Raw genomic sequence first — 26,485 nt, 5'->3', positions numbered from 1 at the left:
AATGGCCACTTCATTATTTAGACTTTTGTGTTTGAGATAAAAATCACCCAAAAACAATAATTATTTTAATGATTTAATGCAGTGATTTTAGCAATTCGTAATCTGAAGTCAGGCTTTTTTTCATTTAAGAGGTCAATGAATGTTTCCTTATTATCGCTTTGAGAATACACATTAGCGAAAGCACTATTGCCATACCAATTCTCTAAATCTTCGTTATTGGAGTTGTATTCTGTAAAAATATTCCCTTTGCAAAAATTAAAATACATTGCTTCGAATTTTATTTTCTTTAAATTTTCTCCGTTAACCTCAATTTTATTATTTAATAATACTGCAGGGTTAAAACCAGAAATAACACTTCTTTTAAATTCAACAGAAGCATTTTCTGCAACATATACGGCTTCTTTAACTAAGCCTGCCTGAATATCGGCACTTATATTTTCGCTGTTGTTAATCAATGTTAAATTGGTTGCGGTAACCAGCGTCTGTTTTTTGGTAAAATCAACTTCTTCTTTTTTATCATAAGAAGCAACGTCTATGCATCTAGATCCTGTATTACTTGTTAAATAAGAAGAACGAATTGCTAACGAGTTATCAATTCGGCATTGTGTTCCAAAATTAAATTTATAATCATCACTGCTTGACTTAAAAGAAACCATCTTATTCAAAGACAGATCTCCGCCAAATATTTCAAAGGAATCACCGGCAGAATAACTGATCATAATGTTTTCTAATATTGTTTTGTTACCTACACCCGCTAATAATAAAGCATTAAAATTACCTACACCTTTAATTTTTTTTCCAGCAAATTCTATTCTTACAAATTTTAAAACACCAGAATTACTACTTACATTACTACCTCCATAAGAAGTCAAAGAATTATCTAAATCAAAATTTATAGATGAAACACTTCCAAATTTATTCGTCGGTGCATCTCCCAGTATAACAATTCCTCCCCAATCTCCTGCTTTTTTTACACTTCTATTAGAAGTAAAAACGATTGGATCAGTCTCTAAACCTTCGGCAATCAGACTAGCGCCTTTAGTGATAATAAGAGCAGCGCTAGATTCATAATCCCCGATTATTACAGTACCAGGTTCTATGGTAAGAGTTGCATTATTTGTTACGTAAACATTCCCTTGTAATATGTAAACGTTTTTCTTGTATAATTTTGTGTTTGCAGTAATATTACCCGCCAATATTTGATTTGCTTCTCCGTAATCAGTTTTGTTCGGTTTAAATTCCGTCCAGTTATTTAACCAGTTACTAGAACCTGTTATTCCTTTTTCTTGCTGTGCACTTACTCCACAAACTACTAAAAAGAACATCCCTATAATTTGAGTAAAGTTTTTCATGACTAAAAGATATAAATATTGATACTTAGGAACTATTTGAATTAATAAAATTAAAAAAACTCATTATGAGTTTTCCGAACTACTTCAGAATACATCGATAACGAGTTTAAAAAAAATTAATATTCGATTATCGGTGCAATATTCTAATTCTAAATTACTTGTAAATGAACATTAATAAGGAAATTAAAGTAAGCACTACATATCATTGAATTCATGTAATGATTTCAATGTGTTTTCATAAAATAGAATTGCCGCTATTAAATTATTCGTATCAGAATAGGGAACCATTCTTCTTTGAAAAGCAACCGTTACATCAAGGAAGTCTGTAGTACTTTGCTCTTGTGTAGCCAATATTTTTCTATTATCCGCATCATTAGGAATTCCTAAATCGCTCAAGGTCACACCCGGTTTTGTAGCTAGGGCGATATAGGGCAAAGTTTTAACAAGAACTTTAATGCGTTCAATGTATAATTCTAATAATTCCCCTTTTTTCATCTCTTGCAACTCTTTCTGATCATGGTACTTTTTTATTAATGCAGATGTACTTATAATACTTTTAGGAGCATTTTTATCTTGTGCAGAAACAATACCAGTTGCAAGCAAAAAAAACACACTGAAAAAAATAATTTTCCCTTTCATAATTAAAATTTGTCGATTAATTTATCAAACAAAAATATACAATAAAACTTAATTAACAACCTTGTAAATATTTTTTTTGATTACAAATGATTACAAAAAACAAAAAAAAGTGCATTCTGTCGGATAAATCTGCTCTTTATCGGATAGTTTTATTTTTTGCTATACAAGTGATAGCCGAGGGATTAACAGTTGTTTATAGCATAATCCGAGAGAGTAAAAAAAAAATTAATTTTCATAACAGAATTTTTATTTATTAATATTAACCCTACACACAAATAAATAAAAACTGTTAATTTTAGACATTTAGGGAGTTTATTATGTGTTTTGAGCGCTTTTATTCATAAAAAAGTCAAATTAAATCATAAGAAAACGGCACTTTTTCAATGTAGTTTATAACTTTACTTTTCCTGAAACTTTGCATCCTAAAATTTTAGACTGAACCATTTTCTTTTATCTTTGCTTCATGCAATTTTCAGAAATTTTAGGACAAGAACACATTAAAAGTCATTTGACAAGAAGTGCTGATTTGGGTAGAATTCCGCATGCACAATTGTTTGTTGGTCCTGAGGGAAGTGGTACTTTACCGATAGCTATTGCTTATGCGCAATACATAATCTGCAACAATCAAAACGCTGAAAACTCAGGCACAAACGAAGCGTGTAACATCAAATTCCAAAAAACCTCACATCCTGATTTACATTTCATTTATCCGACCGTAAGTACCGAAGACGTAAAAACGAAACCAAAAAGCATTGATTTTATAACGGAATGGCGAGAGTTTTTGAACAAAAATCCGTATGGAAGTTTGTTTGATTGGTATCAAACCCTGGGTGTTAAAAACAAACAAGGAGAAATCAGGGTTGATGATGCGCAGGAAATTTTGAAATCTTTAGCTTTAAAATCCTACGAAGGCGGATACAAAGTGATGATTATCTGGATGGCCGATAAATTGAATATTGCCGCTTCCAATAAATTATTGAAATTGCTGGAAGAACCTACGGACAGAACGGTTTTCATCTTGCTTTCAGAAAACGAAGAAGATATAATCCAAACCATTCGTTCTCGATGTCAGGTATTACATTTTAATGGTTTGAGCGAAAAAGTTATTTCCGAAGCCTTAATTTCGAGAGAAAATATAGAATCTAAAACGGCTATAAAAATAGCGCATCAAGCACAAGGAAATTATAACAAAGCATTGCAATTATTGCAACCGGACAGCGAATCTGTTTTTTTCGAAAAGTGGTTCGTTGATTGGGTTCGCGCCGCTTTTAGAGCCAAAGGAAATGCGGCAGCAATTCAGGACCTGATTCTATGGAGCGAGCAAATTGCCAGTTTAGGAAGAGAGACCCAAAAGAAATTTTTACACTTTTGCATCGATATGTTCCGTCAGGCACTGCTGTTGAACTATCAAACGGCAAGCTTAGTTTACATAGAGCCGCAAGTGGAGAAATTCAAACTGGAAAATTTTGCGCCTTTTGTAAACGGCAACAATATAAATGATATTTTTAAAGAACTTTCGGATGCGATGTATCATATTGAACGCAATGGAAATGCTAAAATTATTTTAACTGATTTATCTATAAAACTCACTCGTTTAATTCACAAAAAATAAAAACATGAACAACATTACTTCCATTTTAATTTTGATTTTTCTGGCTATCACTTTCCTGCAATCTGGTTACGACAAGCTGTTTTACTGGAAAGATAATGTTGAATGGTTAAAAGGTCATTTCGCTAAAACACAATTAAGAAATCAGGTACCGCTGGCTTTACTGAATATTTTAATTTTAGAATTAATCTCCGGTATTTTATGCGTTGTTGGCTGCATCGAATTATTTATAAACAATGGAAGAATATTTGGTTTTTACGGAGCCGTTTTCTCTTGCATCACTTTATTAATGTTGCTTTTCGGACAAAGATTAGCCAAAGATTATGATGGCGCCAGAACGATTGTTATCTATTTTATACCAGCTATATTGGCCGTTTATTGGTTAAACTAAAAAACAACAATTATTTAAAAAACAACAATTATTTTACACAAAAAAATGACTCCAAAACATCCTTCAGAATCCCTGACAATATTAACCGATTTGGTTTTACCGAGCGAAACCAATCCTTTGAACAATCTTTTTGGTGGCGAATTGTTAGCCAGAATGGATCGCGCAGCGAGTATTGCAGCCGGAAGACATTCTCGAAGAATAACCGTGACCGCATCTGTAAATCATGTGGCCTTTAACAGAGCTATTCCACTGGGAAGTGTCGTAAATGTTGAGGCTAAAGTCTCCAGATCTTTCAGAAGTTCAATGGAAATATTTATTGATGTTTGGGTAGAAGACAGGCAATCTGGAAACCGTACCAAAGCCAATGAGGCCATTTATACTTTTGTAGCTGTTGATGAAAGCGGAAGACCTGTAGAAGTCCCACAAATAATTCCAGAAACAGAACTGGAAAAACAACGCTTTGATGCTGCATTAAGACGCAAACAACTCAGTTTAGTTTTAGCTGGAAAAATGAACCCTCACGACGCGACTGAATTGAAGGCGTTGTTCCAGTAACAAGCATAATTAACTTGTTTTGTTTTTATTAAATTTAGATTTGAAAATATTCTTGAAAGAGAAAAATTTACATTAAAAAAAGAAGTATTTTTACGAAAATAAATGTTCTTATATAAACGAAATTTTCAGGATAATTATTCATTCTGTCAGTTTCTTACAGTTATAAAATAATACAAATAGATGAAAGAAAAGGTAAAAGAGAAGATGAGTACAGAGAAAGAATCCAAATTAAAAGCGCTACAACTTACGCTTGACAAACTAGACAAAACTTACGGAAAAGGAACCGTAATGAAAATGGGAGATAAAGCCATTGAGGAAGTAGAAACTATTTCATCAGGGTCTTTAGGGATTGATTTGGCATTAGGTGTCGGAGGTTATCCAAGAGGAAGAATTATTGAAATATATGGTCCTGAATCATCTGGAAAAACAACTTTGACGCTGCATGCAATTGCTGAGGCTCAAAAAGCCGGTGGAATCGCTGCTTTTATTGATGCAGAACATGCTTTCGATAGAAATTACGCAGAGAAATTAGGTGTAGATATCGAAAATTTAATCATATCGCAACCAGATAATGGGGAACAAGCACTGGAAATTGCTGAAAACCTGATCCGTTCAGGAGCAATTGACATTGTTGTAATTGACTCGGTAGCAGCTTTGACTCCAAAAAGTGAAATCGAAGGAGAAATGGGAGATTCTAAAATGGGTCTTCATGCACGTTTGATGTCTCAAGCATTGCGTAAATTAACTGGGACAATCAGCAAAACGCATTGTACCGTTTTCTTTATTAACCAGTTAAGAGAGAAGATTGGAGTAATGTTTGGTAATCCAGAAACAACAACAGGAGGAAACGCATTGAAGTTTTATGCTTCGGTTCGTTTAGACATCCGTCGTTCTACTCAAATAAAAGATGGTGATAATGTACTTGGAAACAGAACCAAAGTAAAAGTGGTGAAAAACAAAGTCGCTCCGCCTTTTAAAATTGCTGAATTTGACATTATGTACGGTGAAGGAATTTCAAAAACAGGAGAAATTTTGGATTTAGCAGTAGAATTTGAAATCATCAAAAAAGCGGGATCCTGGTTCAGTTATGGTGACACCAAATTAGGTCAGGGCCGTGACGCTGTTAAGTCTTTAATAAAAGACAATCCAGAATTAGCCGATGAATTAGAAGAAAAAATCAAAGCCAGAATAAAAGAATTGGCAGAGGCATAAAAACTAAAAACCCGAAAAATTTCGGGTTTTTTCATTTTCTCACGCAACCTTTTTCAAAAAATTTTATCTCTTAAGAAACAGCCTCAATCTTATTTGGAGAAGCTGAATAGTATAAATTTAAAAAATGAAGAAAATGAAGAGATTTGCCCTGTTTATTCTGTTGATTACAACCCTGACAGGATGTGCCCTTGACGATGACAATCGAGATTCCTACACCTATGAAGTACTCCCCGTGGATAGTTATACCCTGCCAGAAAAATTTACATTGGGAAATACGTATGAAATAAAATTAAAATACACAAAACCTACTGCATGTCATTTATTTCAAGGTATTTACTACAGTAAAGACCTCAATACAAGAACCATAGCGATTCAGACCGCTGTAAACAACAATCAAGTTTGTACGCAATCAATCCCGGTGCCATCGGAGGTTTCTTTTAATTTTTATGTAACCAATACCGGTTCTTATATTTTCAAATTTTACAAAGGAAAAGATGCCGCCGGTACAGACCTTTTTGAATCAGTAGAAATTCCTGTAGTCAACTAACAAATAGAATAAATTCTGTGGGATTAGATCAAATAATTAATGATTGTAAAAAAAATTACCCCAAAGCTCAGGAACAATTGTATCAATTGTTTTCTAAAAAATTTTTTGGGGTATGCTTGAAGTATTCCTCTAATTATGCGGATGCCCAAGACAATTTACAAGATGGTTTTTTAATTATTTTCAGAAAAATAGAACAGTTTAGTGGCAAAGGGTCTTTTGAAGGCTGGGCCAAAAGAATAATGATAAACAATGCACTCCAAAAATACAAAGGTGTTCGTTATATGGAGGTTATCAATGAAAACATTCCTGAAGAAGATGTTGAAATTGATGATGAGAACATTCCAATTGAATATTTAATGCGAATCATTCAAGAATTACCCGATCAATATAGATTAGTCTTCAGTCTCTACGTTCTCGATGGATATTCTCATAAAGAGGTAGCAGAAATGCTTAAAATAACAACAGGAACCACAAAATCCAATCTTGCCAGAGCAAGGTTTATTTTAAAAGAGAAAATTGAAGTATATACAAGAATTGAAATAAAGTCATTGGCAAAATGAACGATAAAAAAAACATAGACCGACTGTTTCAAGAAAGATTCAAAGATTTTGAAGCAGAACCAGACAATCAGGTTTGGATAAATATCGAAGCGGCTTTAAATGAGAAGGAAAAAGAACGAAAAGTAATTCCTTTTTGGATGAAGTTTTCAGGAATTGCTGCTGCTTTTATTCTGAGTTTATTCGCCTTGAACATGATTTTCAAAACGAATACTGAAATTAAAAACAGCATCGTTTTAGACACTAAGACTTTGGAAAAATCCGATCAAAAGGAGTCCATTCGAAATAAAATTCAAAAAGAGAGCAACCCAATCGAGATAAAAAACAGTCGACAAGTAGTAATAACTAACCCAAAAACCGTTAGAAACCATGAAAAAGAAATTACAACTTTTACTCCATCAAAAGCCATTCCTAACAAAAAGAAAAATCAAGATAATACTAACCTTTATTTCTCAAAAAATCATTCACCGATAAACCAATTGGCGACTGGTAAAGACGTCATTGCCAACAGCTCATTAATTAGAGGTAAAAACAGTGCGCCAAATCCAAACTCGTTGGAGAAGATTCAAAATCAAACGCTGGAAAAAAAGACACTCCAAGGGAAAGAAGCGTCTAAAATTGCTGCAACAGCACCTGATACGCAGCCTTCAATTACTGCTGAATCTCCAAACGAATTAGAGGATATTCTAAAAAAGAAAGCCGCCGAAAAACAAACTGTGGTTCTTAATAACAAAAACAAATGGCAAATTGTTCCTAACGTAGCCGCAGTATATCTCAATCCAAATTCGGGTGGATCGGCTATCGATTCTCAATTCTCAGAAAATCAAAAAACGGCCGATAACAGCCTAAGTTTTGGTATTGGGGTAAATTATGCTGTTTCCAAAAAAATTGCCTTACGAACAGGAATTAACAAGCTCACACTGGGATATAACACCCATGACGTGGTTTATTCATCTAGTTTATCAAACAATAATTTAGCGAATGTCAGCTATTCCTCCAATGCATCAATTGAGATTAAAAACAAATCTGCCCTTAATACACTGGTAACTTTTGAAAAAGACCTTCAAAAAACAAATACCGGCTCACTTAATCAAAAAATGGGCTATTACGAAGTGCCATTGGAACTTTCGTATGCTGTTTTAGACAAGAAATTTGGCATTACTATTATTGGAGGAATAAGTACATTATTTCTAAATCAGAATAAAATATCATTAGTATCCTCAGACACTAATGTGAAATTAGGAGAAGCGAAAAATCTGAACGAAATCCATTTTAGTACCAATGCGGGATTGGGATTTAAATACCAGTTAGTGAAATCATTTCAAATTAATTTTGAGCCTATGGTTAAGTATCAATTGAATACCTATTCCAAAAACTCTGGAGATTATAAGCCTGTTTTTATTGGATTGTATTCCGGGATTATTTATAATTTTTAATGGAATGGAAAGCAATTAATTGGGTGTAAATTATTTCCCATACTGTCTCCCGAATTTCTTTTCGGTCCACTGCCATTTTATCTAAAGTTTCCACATTTGGGTGAATTTTCACACGCATAAGTCCAGGACTTCCACTGAAAAAGGTATACGAAAATCTTTTTTTATTGTCTGCCAAAGTAATCGGTACAATCGGGATTTTATGTTCTATTGCTAATCTAAAAGCACCATCTTTAAAGGTATCCAATATAACGGATTCATTATCTGGGACTCCGCCTTCAGGAAAAATACAAATACTTAATCCTTGATTTATCCTCTTTTGTGCCCGATTAAAAACTTCCATTCTGCTTTTAGAACAATTTCTGTCTACCAAAATACAGGTTCTTTTGTAGAAAAATCCAAATAAAGGAATTTTTGACAATTCTTTTTTACCTACAAAAACAAAGGGATTTTTAATTGTGGCAAGCATCAGCATAATATCAGCCATAGAAGTATGATTGGCAACAATCATATAGCTTTTATGAGATTCAAGTTCTTGATTTTTATCTATTTTATAATAAAACCCCATTCCAAAAAGAATGAATTTTGCCCAAATACGGGCCATCTTAAAAAAGTAAGGATACCCCCTTTCAGTCAAGATTGATAACACCAGTAAAGGAAACATTACAAGTATGGGAATAGCCATTAAAACATAAAACCATACACGCCAAAATGTCCAAAAAATAATTTTCACTGCTCTCATAAGGTCAAAAATAAGGAATCAAATGTTAATATTATTAAAAGAATTAAATTTGAAAACTATTTAGTACAACAAAAAACTTACGAAACCTTGTGAACTTTGCCAAAATCTTTGCGAACTTTGCGACCAAGAAAAAAATCATAATGGCAAAAATACTTACTGGCGTTCAAAGTACCGGAACTCCGCATTTAGGAAACTTACTTGGCGCAATCATTCCCGCAATAGCATTATCCGATAATCCGGAAAATGAATCCTTTCTTTTTATAGCTGATTTACACTCCATAACGCAAATAAAAAACGGTGAAACCTTACGAACCAACACCTATAGTACTGCAGCTGCATGGCTGGCCTGTGGTTTGAATGTCGACAAAGTAGTTTTCTACAGACAATCCGATGTTCCACAAACAGCAGAATTATCCTGGTACTTAAGTTGTTTTTTTCCTTTTCAACGCTTGACCCTGGCCCATTCTTTCAAAGACAAAGCAGACCGACTCGAAGATGTAAATGCTGGGTTGTTTTCGTATCCGATGTTGATGGCTGCTGACATTTTATTATACGATGCCGAGTTCGTTCCGGTAGGAAAAGACCAATTGCAGCACCTCGAAATCACCCGTGATGTAGCTTCTCGATTTAATCACCAGATGGGAGAAACGTTCGTGATTCCCGAAGCCAAAATACAACAAGACAGCATGCTCATTCCTGGTACCAATGGTGGTAAAATGAGTAAATCAGCAAATAACATTATTAATATTTTTCTGGACGACAAATCTTTGCGCAAGCAAGTGATGAGCATTGAAACGGATAGTACACCACTGGAAGAACCAAAAAATCCAGACACTTGTAATGCTTTTGCCATTTATAAATTATTAGCAAATGAAGACCAATTAGCCGCTATGAGAGCCAATTATTTAGGTGGAAACTATGGTTACGGTCACGCCAAACAAGCCTTATTTGAATTAATAACGGAGACATTCAAAACCGAAAGAGAAAAATACAATTACTACATGAACAACCTTCCTGAAGTAGATGCATTACTCAAAAAAGGAGCCGAAAAAGCAACAATTGTAGCCAATGGTGTTTTGAGCAGAGTAAGGCAAAAATTGGGGTTTGAGTAAATCTACCCAAAAGTTATCTGTCTCATTCTAAATACAATAAAAAAACATCAATTGGCAAAAAGCTATCTAAAAGACAAATAAACACCATTATCAAGGTATTAAAGCCTTATGATCCAAAAAGAATTGGGTTGTTGGGTTCTGTGGCAAGAAGTGAAGAAACACCTTAAAAACATTTTCAGCTTAGAACACCTACTTGTATAAATTGGGAAAAATAATAATCACTCGTTCTTTATGTTGTTGCTAAACGGTAATTATTGTTTTTGTACTGGTTTTATTTCTTGTCTATGTCCCAATTCAAAATTTAGCCATACTGTCAGCTACCCTTATTACGCATTATACCCCCAATAAAATAAATCATGCTGTTTCATGCTAATCATTTGTCAGTGAAATGTATAAAACATAAAGCGGATTGTTAATAAAAATTGTGAATAAAATTTTGATAACTATTTTCGTTGTATAACTTTGTAAGTATGAAAATCGAACTCTACATCGCGCAGCTTTTATACCGTTATCAATGTGTAACCGTTCCGGGTTTCGGAGCTTTTCTGACAGAAATTCAATCGGCTCAGTTGAATGAAAGCACCAATACATTTTCTCCACCAAAAAAAATGATTTCTTTCAATGCTAATCTAAAAAATAATGATGGGTTATTAGCCAATCACATTGCATTAGCTGAAAAGACATCTTATGAATATGCTGTAAGTGCTGTTCAATACGAGGTTTTTAACTGGAAAAAAGTATTACAGGAAAATGGTCTTTTTTCTATAAAAAACATTGGTGATCTTTGTTTGAATGCCGATAATAATTTGGTTTTCACTCCTTACGATCAAACCAATTATTTGGCAAGTTCTTTTGGTTTAGCGCCTTTTGTTTCACCACTTGTAAAAAGAGAACTCTTTGAAAAAGAATTGGAAGCAATTGAAGAAAAAGCACCAATTCTATTGGTTCCTGAAACAAGAACTGCAAATCCGTATTTAAAATATGCCGCTATTTTTGTATTAGGATTAAGCCTAGCAGGAAGTGTTGGCTATTCTATTTACCAAAATCAAATTGCCACAGAAACGATACTTGTTGAAACTGCCGTACAAAAACAAGTACAAAATAAAATTCAGGAAGCTACCTTTTTCATCAAAAGTCCTGTTCCAGCTGTAACGCTATCCGTTAAATCAGCTAAGGAAGCAAAAATGTCGTATCATATTATGGCTGGCGTTTATAGAGAAGAAAAAAATGCACAAAAGACATTTAATCAATTAATCCATTTAGGTTACAAAGCCCGTCGCATTGCACCTAACAAACATGGATTATTTCCGGTACTTTACGGAAGCTTTGCTACAATTGCAGAAGCAGAAAAGGCAAAACAAGAAATTCAGAAAAAGCACAATCCAGAAGCTTGGATATTGATTGAATCACTATAATAAAGGCAGAAATTAATACGCTTTTATTTTTAAAATAATTTAAAATTATATGATTCTTAATAGTTAATTATTTTTTAATTAATTTTACATCAATAAGTTAAGATTTAAAAAATGAAACTCACTGCAAATCAAATTAATTTAATCAAGGATTTTTTTTCAAGACAACCCGTTTTGAAAGCTTATTTATTTGGCTCCTATTCAAGAGGAGAAGAAAATGAGAATAGTGATCTTGATGTACTAGTTGAACTTGATTACACAAAACCAATTGGATTAGAATTTATTCAAATGCAAATAGATTTGCAAAAATTACTTTCCAAAAAAGTAGATTTAGTTTCTGCAAGAGGATTGTCAAAATATATAAAACCTATTCTTGACAAAGAAAAAAAACTAATTTATGCACAATAGATTGGGAAATAAGATTCGACTTCCTCATATCATTGATGCAATAACTGAAATCAAATATCTCGGATTACAGAAAAAGCAATATGCTTGCGCTCCCAATCTAATTCAAACTCGCTTTAAACATTTTCAGTTCGTCCCAAGTAAACTTCTCGCCTACTTGTTCCTTCAGATTATTTAAAGATTCTTCTTTATAGCCTCTAAAAGCTACCGCCAGCTGCTGCAGCTTATCTTCTGGTAAAACATCCTTAATTGCAATGGTTCTGGCTTGAATAAGCCGTATTAAATGCCCATCGATAGTTTGTATCGTTAGTTTTCTAATCGCGGCAATTTCGGCTACTGTGTTTTTCTGTAGCCACAATTCATACGTTTCTTCCACAGTAGATTTTTTAAGTGCTTTTATATCTGATTTCTTTTTTGAAGTATAGCGTTCTATATCTCTTTCATCGGCAATCAAAGTGATATTTACTTTCTTGAATTGATTTTGAATCGCTTCTCTTTTTCGGCTGATGTATTTTTTAATCTCTTCTGAGGTTAATTTCTCTTTCGAAATGGTTTCGCCCGAAACAACTGTTTCTATCAATAATTTGGCTTTCATTAACCGCAACACCGCTTTGGTTTGCAGTTCTTCCAGAACAATTAATTCATCATAAAAAGCTTTTACTTTTTTAATGCGCTTTACCTCTTCCAGCTTCCAAAGGATTTCAAAAACCAAATCATCCATTGGTTTAAAAAAATAACTGAATGCTGCTTGTATCCTCTCTGAAATATGGTTTAAATCAGCGGTTTCCTGGCAAAACAGTTTGTTCAATTGTGCCATGAATTTTTTGGATGGATCCAAAAGCTGTTCCATGACTTCCGTTTGCTTTTTGGCCCAAACGGCATGTTTTGATTTTTCAGAACTTTCTGATTTTTCTGTATAACTGAATTTATGATTACGCCATTCTTGGGCCAAATCATTCCAATCAAAGCTGTTAATCAGATCCTTATGAATGAAGTTTTTGGTTTCAAAGTGCAAGGCATTTTCTAAAAACGAATCCGAAGCTTTGTTTAGTGAATAATCCATCACATCCTGATCATTAGAAATCCCATTCATACGTAGCGGAGAAAGCAAAATAAGCCCTTTTAACGAACGCAAACGAGATAATGCCACATATGCCTGTCCAGGGAGAAAAACCTGCGAAACGTCGAGCGCAGCTTTGTCAAAAGTCAAACCTTGGCTTTTATGAACCGTTATCGCCCATGCTAATTTTATAGGATAATGAACAAAAGTCCCCAATACTTCCTCCTCTATCTCCTTAGTCATTTCGTCGACCTTGTAGCGAATGTTTTGCCATTCGTATTTTTCGACTTCTATAGTTTTATTTTCTTCAGGAAAATGAACTACGATTTCATAATTTGAAAGGGACTTTATAATTCCCATTTTTCCGTTGAAATAGTTTTTATCCAGGGATAAATCATTTTTAACAAACATGATTTGTGCACCCACCTTAAGCTGTAACTGTTCTTCAACTGGGAAAATTTTATCTGGAAAGTCTCCCACAATTTCAGGTTTATAAACGACCAACTTCCCTTCTAAATCTTCCAGGGCCTGAGCATTCATGGCGTCCGCTTTGGCATTATGCGTGGTTAAAGTGATGTACCCTTTATTGGCTTTTAAATCAAAATCCGGTTTTACATATTGATTTAACGTTTGAATATCTTCTTGAGAGATCTGGTTGTTACGCAGGTTGTTCAAAACAGCAATAAAAGTATCATCCGTCTGTCGGAAAATTTTAGACAATTCAATATATAATGGTGGATTTTGCTGAACCACATGCGAATGAAAAAAGAATTTTCCTTTGTAATAGCTTCTCAACGTGTTCCATTCTTCATCCCGGATTACTGGTGGCAATTGTAATAAATCCCCAATAAATAACACCTGAACTCCACCAAAAGGACTACTTTTTTTACGGACGGTTTGCATCATATAATCCATTGCATCCAATAAATCTGCCCGAAGCATACTGACTTCATCTATAATCAACAATTCCATATTCCGAATCACCGATTTCTTCAAACCACTCATTTTGAAATGCCTGCGCAAAGTAGCCTTGGTTTCAAATTTAGTGCTTTCGGAAAATTGAGGTGATGAATTGTCTGGAATAAATCCTCCAAACGGCAACTGAAACATCGAGTGAATCGTTACTCCACCTGCATTTAATGCGGCAATTCCGGTAGGCGCAACAACAACAGTATTCTTGTGCGTGGTTTCGATAATTTTCCGTAAAAGGGTGGTCTTTCCAGTTCCTGCTTTTCCGGTTAAAAAAACAGAGCGGTGGGTTTGATTAATGAATCGTAAAGTGTAGGCAGCGGCTTCAGAAATTGTTTGCATTTTGAGAATATAAAAAGAGCTAAATTATTGAAAATAGGATTAATATTTTAATTTTACTATACCTTTTTTATTATGATTCCAACCTTTAGATTTATAAAGATTTTGGCTGAGTGCGCTTCAAAAAAAATGCCTTCTGTCTAAATTTTAGACGAAGGCATTCATTTGAATTAATATAAAAATTACTTTTTAACTTCTGCTTTTTCTTCTTTTGGCGCTGCAGATTTGTATTTGTCATTCAATTCTTTGATGATCTCTTTTGTAATATCGTATTTGTCTTCAGCATACAAGATTGAAGCTGCGTCGCCTGTACCAAATATGTAAGAGTATCCTTTTTCTTTACCGTAAGCTTTGATGAATTTTTTCACACCGCTTACCAAAGAATCCATTTCTTTTCCGCTTTCTTGTTGCAATTGTTGAGACAAAGCCTGTTGCGCGTAACCTAATTGTTGCTCTCTTTTTTGCAATTCCGCACCTTTTTGTTGTGCCCAAGCTTGACCATTAGCTTGCGCCTGTGCCTGAAAACCTGCAGCTTCTTGTTTGAAACGATTAATTTCAGCTTCCAACTGTCTTCCTTTTTCTTCTGATTTTGCTTTATATTTTGCTTCAAGATCTTTAGCTTCTGTATATTCTTTCATTAACACTGAAGTATCTACGTAAGCTGTTTTTACTTCCTTAACTTCTGCTACTGGTTTGTTACAAGATACAAGTGAAATTGAAAGTGCGATAATTACTAATGCTTTTTTCATTTTGGTGAATTTCTAGTTTTAAGAATTGGTGACAAAAATATAAAAAAATAGGTTGCATCGACATAAAGTTTAAAAAATGCAAAAAATTTATGATATAAGATTTTATTATTGTGATTACTGAATGCATAATTTATGACTATTAAAAACAGGCTTCATATCTTTTAAATAAACCAATTTATCTGAACATCCGACAAAGACTTTGGATTACCTGAAAAAACACGCTTAAATACGCTTAAAATCAATTTTACTTGTTTTTCAGGATGTAAATATGCGAAGAATACTCAAAATCACTCGCGGCTTCCCAATTGGACTGTAATCCGATAAAAAATGCTTTGATGAAATTCATTTTGCCCGTTTTGTATTTTTCGGAAAGCAAGCTCACATAAAACGAATCAAACTTCATAGGAAGTATTTTTATCAATTTCATTTGTTCTTTTTCAAAAATCATTTTTATTGCTTTTTTAGAAAAATGCCAAAAATGAATCGGCACATCATAAGCTGCCCAAAATTTCCCGTAATATTTCGCGTCGAAAGATTTAAAATTTGGAACTGCTATTATTAAAGTTCCGTTTGGTTTTAACAATCGTTTTAATTCTTTTAGTTGTTCATTTAAATCAGGAACGTGTTCTAAAACATGCCACATTGAGATAACGTCAAAAGAATAGCTTTGTAATTCGCTAGTTTCTTCAACAAACGAAACTCCTTTGTGTTTTGCAATGATTTTGGCTTTATCACTTGGCTCCACTCCTATCGTATGCCAACCGTTTTCTTTGGCCACCGATAAAAAATCTCCTGTTCCTGCACCAATGTCCAAAACACTACCCTTACTGGGTTGAAGTGAATTAATTAAATTCAGTTTGTTTTTCAGTGCTATGTTTTTTACGAAATGATATGCTTTTTCAAACAAGGAACGCTTACTGTCTGTGTGAGAAATGTAATCCACACTTTCGTAATACTTCCCTAAATTTTCTAAACTGGGTTGCGGATAAGTGATTAACATATCCAACTCTTCGTCATGATATAAATCAAATGTTTCTTTAGAAACGGAATAATCTTTAACGGTTAAAAAATGCTTTTTGTTTGAAATGTCCATTAATTAATGTTTCTTTTAAATTTTGTTTTTAAACCAAACCCCGAAAGTATTCTTTGACACTTTCAGGGCACTAATTATTTACTTTGTCATTATTCAGTTATATCGGGGCTTCACACAGTAGTTTCACGTGGAACAATTAATTTTAAACGGGCTTAAATATAAAAAACTAAATCCTCCTCCATCTAAAATCTTTATCTTCCCATATAAATTAGCAACACCGAAACATCACTTGGTGAAACACCACTAATCCGTGATGCTTGAGAAATGGTTACCGGGCGAATCTTACTTAATTTTTGCTTTGCTTCAATTGACATCGATTTGATTTTATTATAATCAAAATTCTCCGGGATTTTCACATCTTCCAATCTAGTCAATTTATCGGCATTGTTTCTTTCTTTTTCTATATAACCCGAATACTTCACTTGAATTTCGGCTTGTTCCAGAATTTCCTGATCCAAATCATTGTCCGCAACATAAGTCACCACTTTCTCGAACTTCATTATATCTTCCAAATCGATTTGGGGACGGGAAAAAACTTTGAACATTTTATCACCTTGCGTTATAGCTGCGGTACCTTTTGATTCCAAAATAGGATTGGCTTCAGCAATCGAAACACTAGTTTCTTTAAAGAAGGCCACCATCTTTTCAGATTCATTTAATTTATGCTCCATTCTGCGCAAACGCGCTTCAGAAGCCAAACCAATTTCATGCGACATAGGCGTTAATCTAAAATCAGCATTGTCCTGACGAAGTAACGTTCTATATTCCGCTCGAGAGGTAAACATTCGATACGGCTCTTCAGTTCCTTTAGTTATTAAATCATCGATTAAAACTCCAATGTAGGCTTCGTCTCTTTTTAAAATTAACGGCGCTTTTTCATGCACTTTTAAATGCGCATTTATTCCAGCCATCAATCCTTGAGATGCTGCTTCTTCATATCCGGTTGTTCCATTTATTTGTCCGGCAAAATACAATCCTTCAACAAGCTTTGTTTCCAAAGTGTGTTTCAATTGTGTCGGAGGAAAATAATCATATTCGATTGCATAACCCGGACGGAAAAATTTCACGTTTTCAAATCCTACAACAGAACGCAACGCTTTGAATTGAACATCCTCAGGCAACGAAGTCGAAAAACCATTTACATAAACCTCACAAGTATTCCAACCTTCTGGCTCAACAAACAATTGATGCCTTTCTTTATCAGCAAAACGATTAATTTTATCTTCAATTGATGGACAATATCTTGGTCCAAGACTTTTTATTCTACCATTAAACATCGGAGAACGATCAAAACCTTCTCTCAAAATATCGTGAACTTCAAGAGATGTATATGTCATGTGACACGATTTTTGAATAACCAATGGTGACGTTACATCCGAATAAGAAAACTTATCTGGTTTAGCATCTCCTTTTTCTTCGTTCATTTTAGAATAATCCAACGATCTTCCATCCACCCTTGGAGGCGTTCCTGTTTTCATTCTTCCTGCCTGAAAACCTGCATTCACTAAATCTTCGGTAATTCCATAAGCGGCACTTTCGCCTGCTCTTCCACCACCAAATTGTTTTTCACCAATATGAATCAAACCGTTTAGAAAAGTTCCATTAGTCAACACAACCGATTTAGATCGAATCTCCACCCCTAACGAAGTGCGAATTCCTTTTATTTTTCCATTTTCAATAATCAAACCTTTGACCATTTCCTGATAAAAATCAAGATTTGGGGTCCCTTCCAACATCATCCTCCATTCCTCAGCAAATCGCATACGGTCACTTTGAACACGCGGCGACCACATCGCAGGTCCTTTGGACTTGTTCAGCATCTTGAACTGAATAGCAGTTCTGTCTGAAACTATCCCAGAATACCCACCCAACGCATCAATCTCGCGCACAATTTGTCCTTTAGCAATTCCGCCCATCGCGGGGTTACATGACATCTGAGCAATATTCTGCAAACTCATTGTTACCAATAAAGTTTTAGAACCCAAATTTGCAGCAGCGGCCGCAGCCTCTGAACCTGCATGTCCTGCTCCAACAACTATCACATCATACTCATCTAGAAACATCTTTTTCTGTAATTTAACCCTTCTGTTGAATTCCGGGTTGTAATTTTGAAATCTATTTTTTTTTATTTTGTTTCACGTGAAACATTGTATTGTAAATTCTGCCAATTATAAAAATGTTTCACGTGAAACACTTCGGCCTGGATACTAAAACGAAATTACTGTTCCACGTGGAACAGTGCTAATTTTTCGTCTTCTTTACTGCGCATTAAAAGCTCATCTGATTCTCCTTTATCTTTATATCCGCAGTAGTGCAAGACTCCATGAACCAAAACACGTTTTAATTCATCTTCAAAAGAAACATTGAAATCAGCAGCGTTATCCTTTACTCTCTCGATAGATACAAAAACATCACCACTTAACTCATTCCCCATCGTATAGTCGAAACTAATAATATCTGTTAAGGTGTCGTGATTGAGGTATTCTAAATTGATTTTATGCAAATACTCATCATCGCAAAAGATATAGTTTATCTCACCCTCTTTCTTGTTTTCTGAAGTAATAACATTAGACAACCACAAAGCAATTGCCTCTTCATTATCTAAATTAAAATCGGTTTCGTAATTAAAATTGATCATTTCTTGTTAAAATATTCTTGAACCTTTTGATTAAAATTCGAGCGCAAAGGTAAGGATTGTCTATTTAATATTTCTATGCTATTCAAATAATCTAATAAAGCAGCTGGCAGCGCATTAGACGGATTACTAAACTCCTTCTTATTGGTTTCCGATTGACGTTTATTTTCTTCTCCTTGTTGTTGTAAGGCGGTATTCAATTTTAATAATTCCTGCTTCAGATTTAGAATCTTTTGAAGCGTTTCGTTTTTAAATCCTTTGTTTAACAACTGCTTTTCAATTTGCTTCATTTGCTCCACAGCACTTTTTCCATTACCACCCAAACCTTGCTTGTTAAGTTCATTTTCCAAAGCTTCTCTCAACTGCCGCTGCTCTTTATATATTTCCATTATTTCTTCCGCATCACCTTCACCTCCATCGCCCCGCGAACCCCCATCTTTAACAGATTTTCCTTCTTTACCGTCCTTACCATCTTCACCTGGTTTTAGACCTTTTTTAATTCCCTCTTTCATCTTGTCTCCCAAGCCCTCTTGCTTTTTTATAATATCCGGTAATTGCATGCCTTTTCCTTGACCAGGTTTTGGCTTTCCTGACCCCATACCAGACAATGACATTTGCATCGAATTAAGCATATCACTTAGCATGTCCGCTAACTTATTGGCAGCTGCAATTGAATATTGCTGATGGGATAATCCTTTAGGAACTTGAGCATCGGATAAACTCTCTAACGACTTGTCAATATTGTAATGTACATTGCCAATTTCTTTAGTGATATCTTCGCCAATTTTAGGGTTTCTCAAAGACATAGCAAACAAACTATCATCAACATGTTTGAACTGTTGTTTTAAATCCTGCTGAATTTTAATATTCTTATTATAACCAGGAGAACCTGCCTTATGACCAACAAACTGATTCATTAAATCTTCCTGTGACAAAGAAAATGCCAATAAATTATCCAGAATTTGTCTCAACATAGCAACATCCTCCTGTAGCTCTTCCTTTTCACTTCCCTCCAAAGTCTGTGCCATTTTTGCTGCCATTTCCTTCATCTTTTTGGAAGCACTTTTTTGATTTGGCTTAGCCTTCGCCTTATTGTCTTTCTTCAATTCATCAGCAGCTTTCTTTAAATCTTCATCAATACTTTTCTCCTTGGCAGCATCGTTAGGAAGATCCATTGGCGATTTTAATTCCTTATTTTCCTTTTCTAAATCTTTTAACTCCTCTTGAATTTTATCAAATTCTAAATTGATATCTTCTTGCTTCTCTAATTGGTTTTCTTTTTCTTCTTCCGATAATTTGCTTTGCTTTTCAGAAAGTTTATCCAATTTACCACCTAGTTGTTCCGCTTTTTTTTCAACATAATACTTCTTAGTGAGCTCCACTAATTGTTCTAAATTTTTAGTTTGATTTTTACTGTTTTGTTTAAATTTATCTAATTTAGAAAACAACTCTTCACTTTTAATTTTATCGTTCAGCTCTTTTAATTCATCCAGTAGTTTTTTATTTTTCTCCAAATCTTTATCAGCCTTGTCCATTCTTTTTTGTAACTCCTCTTTTAATTCATCCTTTTTATCGGTCTTGAATGTATCCAAATTATCTTTCATTTTTTCCGCAAACTGTTTCATCATTTCATCCTGTTGCTTTTGGCGTTTGATAAAATCATTTACTTTCTGTTGCTCTTTGAATTCAAGATTGTCTTTTTCTTTTCCCGTTTTTTGCAATTTTTCAATTTCAGCAATTTGCTTGTCCTGGTTTTTCAAAGACTTTTCTAAGCCATTAATATTATCATTTTGTAGTTGCAAAATTTCATCTTCTTTCTCTTCATCGGTGGCAACGCGATTAGAGAAAACGGAAGACTTTGTACTCTTAAAATGATGAATGCCATCATTGTCATACACTTCAAAATAATAGTCATACTGCACTCCTTGTTCTACTGGAAGATTACTCGGGAACGAAAATACAAACTGATCAACAGCCGCTTTTTTAATAGCTATTGTTCCACGTTTTGCAGTCTGCGGTTTGTTTCTTTCATAATATACAATCTGAAGTTTATACAATCCATAATCATCGGAGATCTGTCCTAAAACATAGTTCCTCCCTACCTTTAAACTATCTGGAGCATTGCGTGCAGTAATGCTGGGGAACTGATCCCTGATAATTGTAAGCTGATAATTCAGTTTTTCGTAATTTTTTACCGTATTATTTGAAGTAAGAATTTGATAATCTGTGTTTTGAAGTATATTTTTAGATAAAGAAAAGGTGTTTTCTGTTTTCAAAAAGGCAAGAACAGACCTGCCATCAGACCAATCCACTTTTTGTGTTGCCAATGTATTCATTTTCCACGTCACCTGAGTTCCTTCTGGAATAATCGCATTACCGGTTCCTTTAATGTTCTCTGATTTTTTTTTCAAATAAGAAGGAAAGCTCAACTGCATCACGAAATTAGCAATTGACGGAACCATAATCACTTTCAATTCATAATCCGAAGAAGAAACTGCATTACCCTCCACGTGGAACAAAACATCTTCAGAAGGCTTTAGAATTCTAAATTCAAATATTCCTGCTTTCCTATTCTCCATAAAATAACTTTCGCCCGCCATGAAAATCATAACATTCTCAGGAACAATTCTTCCTGCTGCTTTTACTCTAAGTATAAAATCTTTGCCTTGTTCAGTTTGAAGATTCGAATTTAAAACCACAAATTTAAAGGGAGCGGGCGGCAAAAAGGTTGCATTAAAATGCACTACCCTATTCAAACTTTGCGAGATCACATTACTATTGCCGGAAAAATAGAAGAAAGCAAAAAACACAATAGGAATAATTGCTAATGGTAAATATTTCCGGTTTGTATTGAAATTTATTGCATTGCCAAAAGGTATTGGTTGTAATGCGTTGGCTTTTTGTTCAATAGATGCCACAAGCAATTCCGATTTAATTTGATGTTCATTCGGATTCGCTAATTGCAGGAAATTTGTAAGCTTGTCGCTTACTTCCGCGAAATGATTTCCAATAATAGTTGATGCTTGCTTATAATCAATTCCTTTTTGGAGTTTGAATAATTTAAAAATTGGAAATAAAATAAATCGGGATAACAAGTACACTTCGACTGCTATAAAAACCCAAAATAAAACTGTCCTTCCCAATGGTTTAAGCCAGAGAAAATACTCAACAAAAAGCGTAAAAAGAAAATACAACAATCCTAAACCGATAAAGAAAATTATTCCTCGTATCAATTCATTAGTGTAAAACTTTTTGATAAAAGCCTCCAGCTTCTGATAAATAAAATTTTGCGTATCCAAAACTTATACTTTGTTTTTATAACCAATAAAAGTAATAATTTATATGAATAAAGAAATGTTAAAAATCATCAAACTGAATAATCTTACATTATCTCATTTTCAAATAATCCAATTGAGTAATCGAATTTGTATCTTCGCAAAAAATTTACAGCAATGTCTAAACAAGTTCGGGTGCGTTTTGCACCAAGTCCAACTGGACCTTTACATATCGGCGGAGTTCGTACCGCATTATTTAATTATTTATTTGCCAAAAAAAACAACGGTGTTTTCTTCTTAAGAATTGAAGATACCGACCAAAACAGATATGTTCCCGGTGCCGAAGAATATATTATGGAAGCACTAGAATGGTTAGGGATTCCACCAGATGAAACTATTGGAAAAAACGAAAAATTTGGTCCCTATCGTCAAAGCGAAAGAAAACATTTGTACAAACAATATGCTGATCAATTAATCAATTCCGGTAATGCCTATTATGCTTTTGATACCGCAGAAAATTTGGACGCACATAGAAAGCTGGAAGAAGAACAAGGAAAAACATTCATATACAATCACCACAACAGAGAAAAATTAGACACTTCTTTGGTTATTTCTGCTGATGAAACGACAAAAAGAATTGCTGATGGCACTGCCTATGTGATTCGTTTTAAAACTCCAGTGAACGAAACCTTGCATTTGCACGACATCATTCGTGGCGATGTAAAGTTTGACACTAATCTTTTAGATGATAAAGTTTTGTTTAAAAGTGATGGAATGCCAACTTATCATTTGGCAAATATTGTGGATGATCATTTAATGGAAACGTCACATGTAATTCGTGGTGAAGAATGGTTGCCTTCTATGCCATTACATGTTTTATTATACAGAGCATTTAATTGGGAAGCACCGGAATTTGCACATTTACCATTGATTATGAAACCTGTTGGTAACGGAAAATTATCAAAAAGAGACGGTGACAAAATGGGATTTCCAGTATTTCCATTGGATTGGAAAACTCCAGAAGGCGTTTCATCAGGATACAGAGAAAAAGGATTTTTCCCGGAAGCTGTAATCAACTTCCTTACTCTATTAGGTTGGAATGACGGAACGGAAAAAGAATTATATACCCTTGAAGAATTAATTGCTTCATTCGATTTGACCAGAGTTCATAAATCTGGAGCTAAATTTGATCCGGAAAAAAACAAATGGTTCAATCACCAATATTTGGTGAAACAAAAAGATATCGATTTGGCGAAATCCTTTGCTCCTATTGTAGAATCTAAGAATGTTAACCGATATTACTCCTTGCCGGAACTGACGAAGATTGTTTCTTTAATCAAAGAACGCGCTCATTTTGTCTCTGAGTTTTGGGAATTAAGTGATTTCTTTTTTGCCGCTCCAACATCTTATGATGAAAAAGCAAGCAAAAACTGGAAAGAAGAAACACCGACATTAATGCAGGAATTAATCTCTGTTGTAGAAGAAATCACTGATTTCACCTCTATGAATATCGAAACCATTGTAAAAGACTGGATGACGAAAAACGAAATTGGTATGGGTAAAGTAATGCAACCGTTTCGTTTGAGTTTGGTTGGAGCACTAAAAGGACCTCACCTATTTGATATCGTCGAAGTAATTGGAAAAGATGAAACGATTAACAGAATCCAAAAAGCAATAGCTACTTTATAAAAAACAGAAAAGCTCCCAAAAATTTTGGGAGCTTTTTTTATAAATAAAGAATCAGATTCCCGTTTAAAATCCCTGCATTACCTTTGAAATTTACCCCAAAATTTTTACTGTTCAAATTTCCAAGCATATTATTTATCCCATATTGATACGATACATTAAACCGTAAATGACGGACCCCTGCAGTTATTCCTGCCGTAGGATAAAAATTAAATTTAGAAATATCTTCTATGTCTTTTGCTAATAAAGTCGTTCCTGAAATTGTATTATTTTCGCTTTGGCTATCAACTTTCAATTTTCCGCTTACTTGAACCAAAGGCCCAAACTCAACACTCAAATGATTTTCGATAAGTTTATAACTCAGTTGCAATGATATTTGAGCAGAAGCCAGTTTGTAATTTACATCTTCATTTGCTAAAAAAAGGTTCTTTGTAGCTACTGAAAAATTATTTTCGCTGAACTGCATGGCATAAACCATATCCCAATCATTGTAGTAATTTCCCCGCAAGGAAAGTCCTGCATTCCATCCTGTACCAGGTTTAGTCTGGAAATTATTAGTATTCAGCGCAAATTGATTAATACCAAAAGTGATTCCTATTCTGTTAGAATCCCTATAATCATATTGGGCAAAAGCAGTTAAAGAAATCAAAATAAAATACGAACTGATAAATATCTTTTTCATAAAATTAGATTAAACGAAAACAAACCTAAAGATTTTTTGTAATTTAACACTAATTTTTTTAACTAAATTATTCATACTATGGACATTCCGTTGATTATTTTTCTTGTATTCGGGTTATTTATTTTTCTATCCTCCTTTTTCACAGTAAAACAACAATCCTCTGTTATTATTGAACGCTTTGGAAAATTCCTAAGTGTTCGAAATTCTGGATTGCAATTAAAAATTCCTTTGATAGATAGAGTTGCAGGTCGTGTAAATCTAAAAATCCAACAATTAGATGTTATTATCGAAACCAAAACTAAAGACAATGTATTTGTAAAAATGAAAGTTTCGGTTCAGTTTAAAGTAATTCAGGAAAAAGTGTACGATGCCTTTTATAAACTGGAATACCCACACGACCAGATTACTGCTTATGTCTTTGATGTTGTTCGTGCTGAAGTTCCAAAACTGAAATTAGATGACGTTTTTGAAAGAAAAGATGATATTGCAATTGCCGTTAAAAGAGAATTAAATGAAGCCATGACTACCTATGGTTATGACATCATCAATACTTTGGTAACCGACATCGATCCGGATATCCAGGTAAAAAATGCTATGAATAGAATCAATGCTGCCGACAGAGAAAAAACAGCAGCTGAATTTGAAGCAGAGAGTTCCAGAATCAGAATTGTGGCTAAGGCCAAAGCAGAAGCAGAAAGTAAACGTTTACAAGGACAGGGAATTGCTGATCAAAGACGCGAAATTGCTCGTGGATTAGTAGAAAGTGTAGAAGTTTTAAATCGCGTGGGCATCAATTCTCAAGAAGCTTCTGCATTGATTGTGGTTACGCAACATTATGATACTTTACAGGCCATTGGCGCTGATGCCAATTCAAATTTGATTTTACTACCCAATTCTCCTCAGGCCGGAAGTGACATGCTTAATAATATGGTGGCTTCTTTTAGTGCATCAAATCAAGTGGGTGAAATGATGAAGAAAGCCAATAAGAAGTTGAAACCAAAAACAGATGAACATCATACTGGTTATCAAGCTCCTCCACCGCCAGAAAATCCTGAAACAGAAATCTAAGATTTGAATTATTTAAAGAAAAAGAGGCTAATTGCCTCTTTTTCTTTTTGCTAACCAATTTTTTATAAACGGAACCGCTTTATTCAGTATAAAAGGAATCGCCGTTGACACAATTGTACCATAGGGTAAAGCGGAGCCATAATTACCTATTAAATCGCTTACAATGTGTTGTGGTGTAAAACTCTCTTTTGTTTTTTTAACACCATAAAGCAATTTTTGATAGCTGATTTCTTTTTCAATCTTTAATATTTCCAATTCCCTTTCAATTTGAGCATAGGAAGAATATTTTTTGGTTTCCATAATTTAGTCGTTAAAAAATATTTCTGAAAAACGTTCCATCATTGGTCCTTCAACGATTTTGTCTTTAATTAAAAATAAAAAAGCAGTTGCAATCAGATAAACGCCTCCGATGATTAAAAATCCCAACGGATAGCTATCCAAATACTTTCCAATGCACATAGCAGCCGCTACGGAACAAAATAATAAAACCATGCTAAAACACAAAAAAATCAATGTGAACTTAAGAATCATGGTAGTAGATTTCATTGCTACTTTAAAACCCCATAATTTATAATAAGATACATTGCTTTTTATGAAGGCATGAACCTGTTCTTGAATATCTTCCGTATTTTCTTTTAATTCTTCAAAAGCCATAATTTTATTTTTTTAATACTAATCAGGATAAGTAACCAATATTATTTTTGAAGTTTGGCGTTTTGTTCTTTCAACTCAGCCAATTTTGATTCTAAAAAAGAAATCACGTCCTCTGCTTTATGACTTACATTAGAAATCAAATCTTCGTATGTTTCTTGTAAATCATAATTTTTGCTAAAAGATAATTTATGTGGTTCTTCGCCTAAATTAGTGGATTTGCATTTTTTAGGTATTTCCTAAATAATACACCATTTTTATAAAATTCTCGGGATTTCTATAACCTCTTGCTCTGGATCTTGCTAACTGCAT

At 34.0% G+C, this 26,485-nt stretch carries 24 protein-coding genes; 12 read left to right on the top strand and 12 right to left on the bottom strand.

Annotation, left to right across the window (positions count from 1 at the left end; translation table 11 throughout):
- Window positions 1–65: 65 nt before the first annotated feature.
- Window positions 66–1,352, bottom strand: coding sequence for a hypothetical protein (locus tag ACNQGH_RS20005; protein WP_417957783.1), 1,287 nt, complete (start codon window positions 1,350–1,352; stop codon window positions 66–68).
- Window positions 1,353–1,547: 195 nt separating this feature from the next.
- On the bottom strand, window positions 1,548–1,991 hold the full coding sequence (locus ACNQGH_RS20000; protein WP_417957782.1) for a hypothetical protein: 444 nt from the start codon (window positions 1,989–1,991) through the stop codon (window positions 1,548–1,550).
- Between the two features lie 463 nt (window positions 1,992–2,454).
- Between ACNQGH_RS20000 and ACNQGH_RS19995 the strand changes: the two genes are divergently transcribed.
- The 7 genes from ACNQGH_RS19995 to ACNQGH_RS19965 all read left to right on the top strand — a co-directional run bounded on the left by ACNQGH_RS19995 (window position 2,455) and on the right by ACNQGH_RS19965 (window position 8,298).
- Window positions 2,455–3,603 (top strand): DNA polymerase III subunit, encoded by a 1,149-nt coding sequence (locus ACNQGH_RS19995; protein ID WP_417957781.1) that lies wholly within the window; start codon window positions 2,455–2,457, stop codon window positions 3,601–3,603.
- 4 nt (window positions 3,604–3,607) lie between these two features.
- Window positions 3,608–3,991 carry a DoxX family membrane protein gene (locus ACNQGH_RS19990; protein WP_417957780.1) on the top strand — a complete coding sequence of 128 codons (384 nt, stop codon included), beginning with the start codon at window positions 3,608–3,610 and terminating at the stop codon, window positions 3,989–3,991.
- A gap of 45 nt (window positions 3,992–4,036) precedes the next feature.
- Window positions 4,037–4,546: an acyl-CoA thioesterase gene (locus tag ACNQGH_RS19985; RefSeq protein WP_143387265.1), complete on the top strand. Its 510-nt coding sequence runs from the start codon at window positions 4,037–4,039 to the stop codon at window positions 4,544–4,546.
- Window positions 4,547–4,750: 204 nt separating this feature from the next.
- A complete protein-coding gene (gene recA / locus ACNQGH_RS19980) occupies window positions 4,751–5,758 on the top strand; it encodes a recombinase RecA (RefSeq protein ID WP_417957786.1) in 1,008 nt (335 codons plus the stop codon).
- Between the two features lie 133 nt (window positions 5,759–5,891).
- Window positions 5,892–6,305 (top strand): hypothetical protein, encoded by a 414-nt coding sequence (locus tag ACNQGH_RS19975; protein ID WP_417957779.1) that lies wholly within the window; start codon window positions 5,892–5,894, stop codon window positions 6,303–6,305.
- Window positions 6,306–6,322: 17 nt separating this feature from the next.
- Complete coding sequence (locus ACNQGH_RS19970) at window positions 6,323–6,865, top strand: RNA polymerase sigma factor (RefSeq protein ID WP_417957778.1); 543 nt, start codon at window positions 6,323–6,325, stop codon at window positions 6,863–6,865.
- Complete coding sequence (locus ACNQGH_RS19965; RefSeq protein WP_417957777.1) at window positions 6,862–8,298, top strand: hypothetical protein; 1,437 nt, start codon at window positions 6,862–6,864, stop codon at window positions 8,296–8,298. Before ACNQGH_RS19970 ends, ACNQGH_RS19965 begins: the two co-directional genes overlap by 4 nt.
- Here ACNQGH_RS19965 and ACNQGH_RS19960 read toward each other — a convergent pair.
- The gene (locus tag ACNQGH_RS19960) at window positions 8,282–9,037 is read right to left on the bottom strand and encodes a lysophospholipid acyltransferase family protein (protein ID WP_417957776.1); all 756 of its coding nucleotides are present in this window, start codon (window positions 9,035–9,037) and stop codon (window positions 8,282–8,284) included. The two genes, ACNQGH_RS19965 and ACNQGH_RS19960, sit on opposite strands and share 17 nt — an antisense overlap.
- A 140-nt stretch (window positions 9,038–9,177) precedes the next feature.
- Between ACNQGH_RS19960 and trpS the strand changes: the two genes are divergently transcribed.
- From trpS to ACNQGH_RS19945, 3 genes are all read left to right on the top strand, one after another.
- Complete coding sequence (gene trpS, locus ACNQGH_RS19955; RefSeq protein WP_417957775.1) at window positions 9,178–10,149, top strand: tryptophan--tRNA ligase; 972 nt, start codon at window positions 9,178–9,180, stop codon at window positions 10,147–10,149.
- A 470-nt stretch (window positions 10,150–10,619) separates the two neighbouring features.
- Complete coding sequence (locus ACNQGH_RS19950; RefSeq protein ID WP_417957774.1) at window positions 10,620–11,564, top strand: HU domain-containing protein; 945 nt, start codon at window positions 10,620–10,622, stop codon at window positions 11,562–11,564.
- Window positions 11,565–11,675: 111 nt separating this feature from the next.
- Window positions 11,676–11,969, top strand: coding sequence for a nucleotidyltransferase family protein (locus ACNQGH_RS19945; RefSeq protein WP_417957773.1), 294 nt, complete (start codon window positions 11,676–11,678; stop codon window positions 11,967–11,969).
- A 97-nt stretch (window positions 11,970–12,066) separates the two neighbouring features.
- On the opposite strand, the gene ACNQGH_RS19940 is transcribed toward ACNQGH_RS19945, so the two are convergent.
- The 6 genes from ACNQGH_RS19940 to ACNQGH_RS19915 all read right to left on the bottom strand — a co-directional run bounded on the left by ACNQGH_RS19940 (window position 12,067) and on the right by ACNQGH_RS19915 (window position 22,110).
- Complete coding sequence (locus ACNQGH_RS19940; protein ID WP_417957772.1) at window positions 12,067–14,337, bottom strand: helix-turn-helix domain-containing protein; 2,271 nt, start codon at window positions 14,335–14,337, stop codon at window positions 12,067–12,069.
- Window positions 14,338–14,516: 179 nt separating this feature from the next.
- On the bottom strand, window positions 14,517–15,083 hold the full coding sequence (locus ACNQGH_RS19935) for an OmpH/Skp family outer membrane protein (protein WP_417957771.1): 567 nt from the start codon (window positions 15,081–15,083) through the stop codon (window positions 14,517–14,519).
- A gap of 244 nt (window positions 15,084–15,327) precedes the next feature.
- Window positions 15,328–16,176 (bottom strand): class I SAM-dependent methyltransferase, encoded by an 849-nt coding sequence (locus ACNQGH_RS19930; RefSeq protein WP_417957770.1) that lies wholly within the window; start codon window positions 16,174–16,176, stop codon window positions 15,328–15,330.
- Window positions 16,177–16,367: 191 nt separating this feature from the next.
- A complete protein-coding gene (gene mnmG, locus ACNQGH_RS19925; RefSeq protein WP_417957769.1) occupies window positions 16,368–18,239 on the bottom strand; it encodes a tRNA uridine-5-carboxymethylaminomethyl(34) synthesis enzyme MnmG in 1,872 nt (623 codons plus the stop codon).
- A 155-nt stretch (window positions 18,240–18,394) separates the two neighbouring features.
- Window positions 18,395–18,814, bottom strand: a complete 420-nt coding sequence (ybeY, locus tag ACNQGH_RS19920) for an rRNA maturation RNase YbeY (RefSeq protein WP_417957768.1) — start codon at window positions 18,812–18,814, stop codon at window positions 18,395–18,397.
- Complete coding sequence (locus tag ACNQGH_RS19915; RefSeq protein ID WP_417957767.1) at window positions 18,811–22,110, bottom strand: hypothetical protein; 3,300 nt, start codon at window positions 22,108–22,110, stop codon at window positions 18,811–18,813. Before ACNQGH_RS19915 ends, ybeY begins: the two co-directional genes overlap by 4 nt.
- A 153-nt stretch (window positions 22,111–22,263) precedes the next feature.
- Between ACNQGH_RS19915 and gltX the strand changes: the two genes are divergently transcribed.
- Window positions 22,264–23,775 carry a glutamate--tRNA ligase gene (gltX, locus tag ACNQGH_RS19910; protein ID WP_417957766.1) on the top strand — a complete coding sequence of 504 codons (1,512 nt, stop codon included), beginning with the start codon at window positions 22,264–22,266 and terminating at the stop codon, window positions 23,773–23,775.
- Between the two features lie 37 nt (window positions 23,776–23,812).
- Here the strand turns inward: gltX and ACNQGH_RS19905 are convergent, their stop codons facing one another.
- On the bottom strand, window positions 23,813–24,454 hold the full coding sequence (locus ACNQGH_RS19905) for a PorT family protein (RefSeq protein WP_417957765.1): 642 nt from the start codon (window positions 24,452–24,454) through the stop codon (window positions 23,813–23,815).
- 78 nt (window positions 24,455–24,532) lie between these two features.
- On the opposite strand from ACNQGH_RS19905, the gene ACNQGH_RS19900 reads away from it, so the two are divergent.
- A complete protein-coding gene (locus tag ACNQGH_RS19900) occupies window positions 24,533–25,522 on the top strand; it encodes an SPFH domain-containing protein (RefSeq protein ID WP_417957764.1) in 990 nt (329 codons plus the stop codon).
- A gap of 27 nt (window positions 25,523–25,549) precedes the next feature.
- Here ACNQGH_RS19900 and ACNQGH_RS19895 read toward each other — a convergent pair whose 3' ends face one another.
- Window positions 25,550–25,822 carry a DUF6327 family protein gene (locus ACNQGH_RS19895; protein WP_417957763.1) on the bottom strand — a complete coding sequence of 91 codons (273 nt, stop codon included), beginning with the start codon at window positions 25,820–25,822 and terminating at the stop codon, window positions 25,550–25,552.
- 3 nt (window positions 25,823–25,825) lie between these two features.
- On the bottom strand, window positions 25,826–26,176 hold the full coding sequence (locus ACNQGH_RS19890) for a competence protein (protein ID WP_417957762.1): 351 nt from the start codon (window positions 26,174–26,176) through the stop codon (window positions 25,826–25,828).
- Between the last annotated feature and the right edge of the window lie 309 nt (window positions 26,177–26,485).

Origin of the sequence: Flavobacterium kochi (genome assembly GCF_048286715.1) — a bacterium.
Classification (GTDB): Bacteria; Bacteroidota; Bacteroidia; order Flavobacteriales; family Flavobacteriaceae; genus Flavobacterium.
Note: the sequence above shows the minus strand (reverse complement) of the source record. Positions and strands in the feature narration are given on the sequence as shown.

What these genes read in the sequence shown, in the direction of transcription:
- ACNQGH_RS20005 (WP_417957783.1), bottom strand. Translation starts at nt 1,352, where the DNA reads ATGAAAAACTTTACTCAAATTATAGGGATGTTCTTTTTAGTAGTTTGT.
- ACNQGH_RS20000 (WP_417957782.1), bottom strand. Translation starts at nt 1,991, where the DNA reads ATGAAAGGGAAAATTATTTTTTTCAGTGTGTTTTTTTTGCTTGCAACT.
- ACNQGH_RS19995 (WP_417957781.1), top strand. Translation starts at nt 2,455, where the DNA reads ATGCAATTTTCAGAAATTTTAGGACAAGAACACATTAAAAGTCATTTG.
- ACNQGH_RS19990 (WP_417957780.1), top strand. Translation starts at nt 3,608, where the DNA reads ATGAACAACATTACTTCCATTTTAATTTTGATTTTTCTGGCTATCACT.
- ACNQGH_RS19985 (WP_143387265.1), top strand. Translation starts at nt 4,037, where the DNA reads ATGACTCCAAAACATCCTTCAGAATCCCTGACAATATTAACCGATTTG.
- recA (WP_417957786.1), top strand. Translation starts at nt 4,751, where the DNA reads ATGAGTACAGAGAAAGAATCCAAATTAAAAGCGCTACAACTTACGCTT.
- ACNQGH_RS19975 (WP_417957779.1), top strand. Translation starts at nt 5,892, where the DNA reads ATGAAGAGATTTGCCCTGTTTATTCTGTTGATTACAACCCTGACAGGA.
- ACNQGH_RS19965 (WP_417957777.1), top strand. Translation starts at nt 6,862, where the DNA reads ATGAACGATAAAAAAAACATAGACCGACTGTTTCAAGAAAGATTCAAA.
- ACNQGH_RS19960 (WP_417957776.1), bottom strand. Translation starts at nt 9,037, where the DNA reads ATGAGAGCAGTGAAAATTATTTTTTGGACATTTTGGCGTGTATGGTTT.
- trpS (WP_417957775.1), top strand. Translation starts at nt 9,178, where the DNA reads ATGGCAAAAATACTTACTGGCGTTCAAAGTACCGGAACTCCGCATTTA.
- ACNQGH_RS19950 (WP_417957774.1), top strand. Translation starts at nt 10,620, where the DNA reads ATGAAAATCGAACTCTACATCGCGCAGCTTTTATACCGTTATCAATGT.
- ACNQGH_RS19945 (WP_417957773.1), top strand. Translation starts at nt 11,676, where the DNA reads ATGAAACTCACTGCAAATCAAATTAATTTAATCAAGGATTTTTTTTCA.
- ACNQGH_RS19940 (WP_417957772.1), bottom strand. Translation starts at nt 14,337, where the DNA reads ATGCAAACAATTTCTGAAGCCGCTGCCTACACTTTACGATTCATTAAT.
- ACNQGH_RS19935 (WP_417957771.1), bottom strand. Translation starts at nt 15,083, where the DNA reads ATGAAAAAAGCATTAGTAATTATCGCACTTTCAATTTCACTTGTATCT.
- ACNQGH_RS19930 (WP_417957770.1), bottom strand. Translation starts at nt 16,176, where the DNA reads ATGGACATTTCAAACAAAAAGCATTTTTTAACCGTTAAAGATTATTCC.
- mnmG (WP_417957769.1), bottom strand. Translation starts at nt 18,239, where the DNA reads ATGTTTCTAGATGAGTATGATGTGATAGTTGTTGGAGCAGGACATGCA.
- ybeY (WP_417957768.1), bottom strand. Translation starts at nt 18,814, where the DNA reads ATGATCAATTTTAATTACGAAACCGATTTTAATTTAGATAATGAAGAG.
- gltX (WP_417957766.1), top strand. Translation starts at nt 22,264, where the DNA reads ATGTCTAAACAAGTTCGGGTGCGTTTTGCACCAAGTCCAACTGGACCT.
- ACNQGH_RS19905 (WP_417957765.1), bottom strand. Translation starts at nt 24,454, where the DNA reads ATGAAAAAGATATTTATCAGTTCGTATTTTATTTTGATTTCTTTAACT.
- ACNQGH_RS19900 (WP_417957764.1), top strand. Translation starts at nt 24,533, where the DNA reads ATGGACATTCCGTTGATTATTTTTCTTGTATTCGGGTTATTTATTTTT.
- ACNQGH_RS19895 (WP_417957763.1), bottom strand. Translation starts at nt 25,822, where the DNA reads ATGGAAACCAAAAAATATTCTTCCTATGCTCAAATTGAAAGGGAATTG.
- ACNQGH_RS19890 (WP_417957762.1), bottom strand. Translation starts at nt 26,176, where the DNA reads ATGGCTTTTGAAGAATTAAAAGAAAATACGGAAGATATTCAAGAACAG.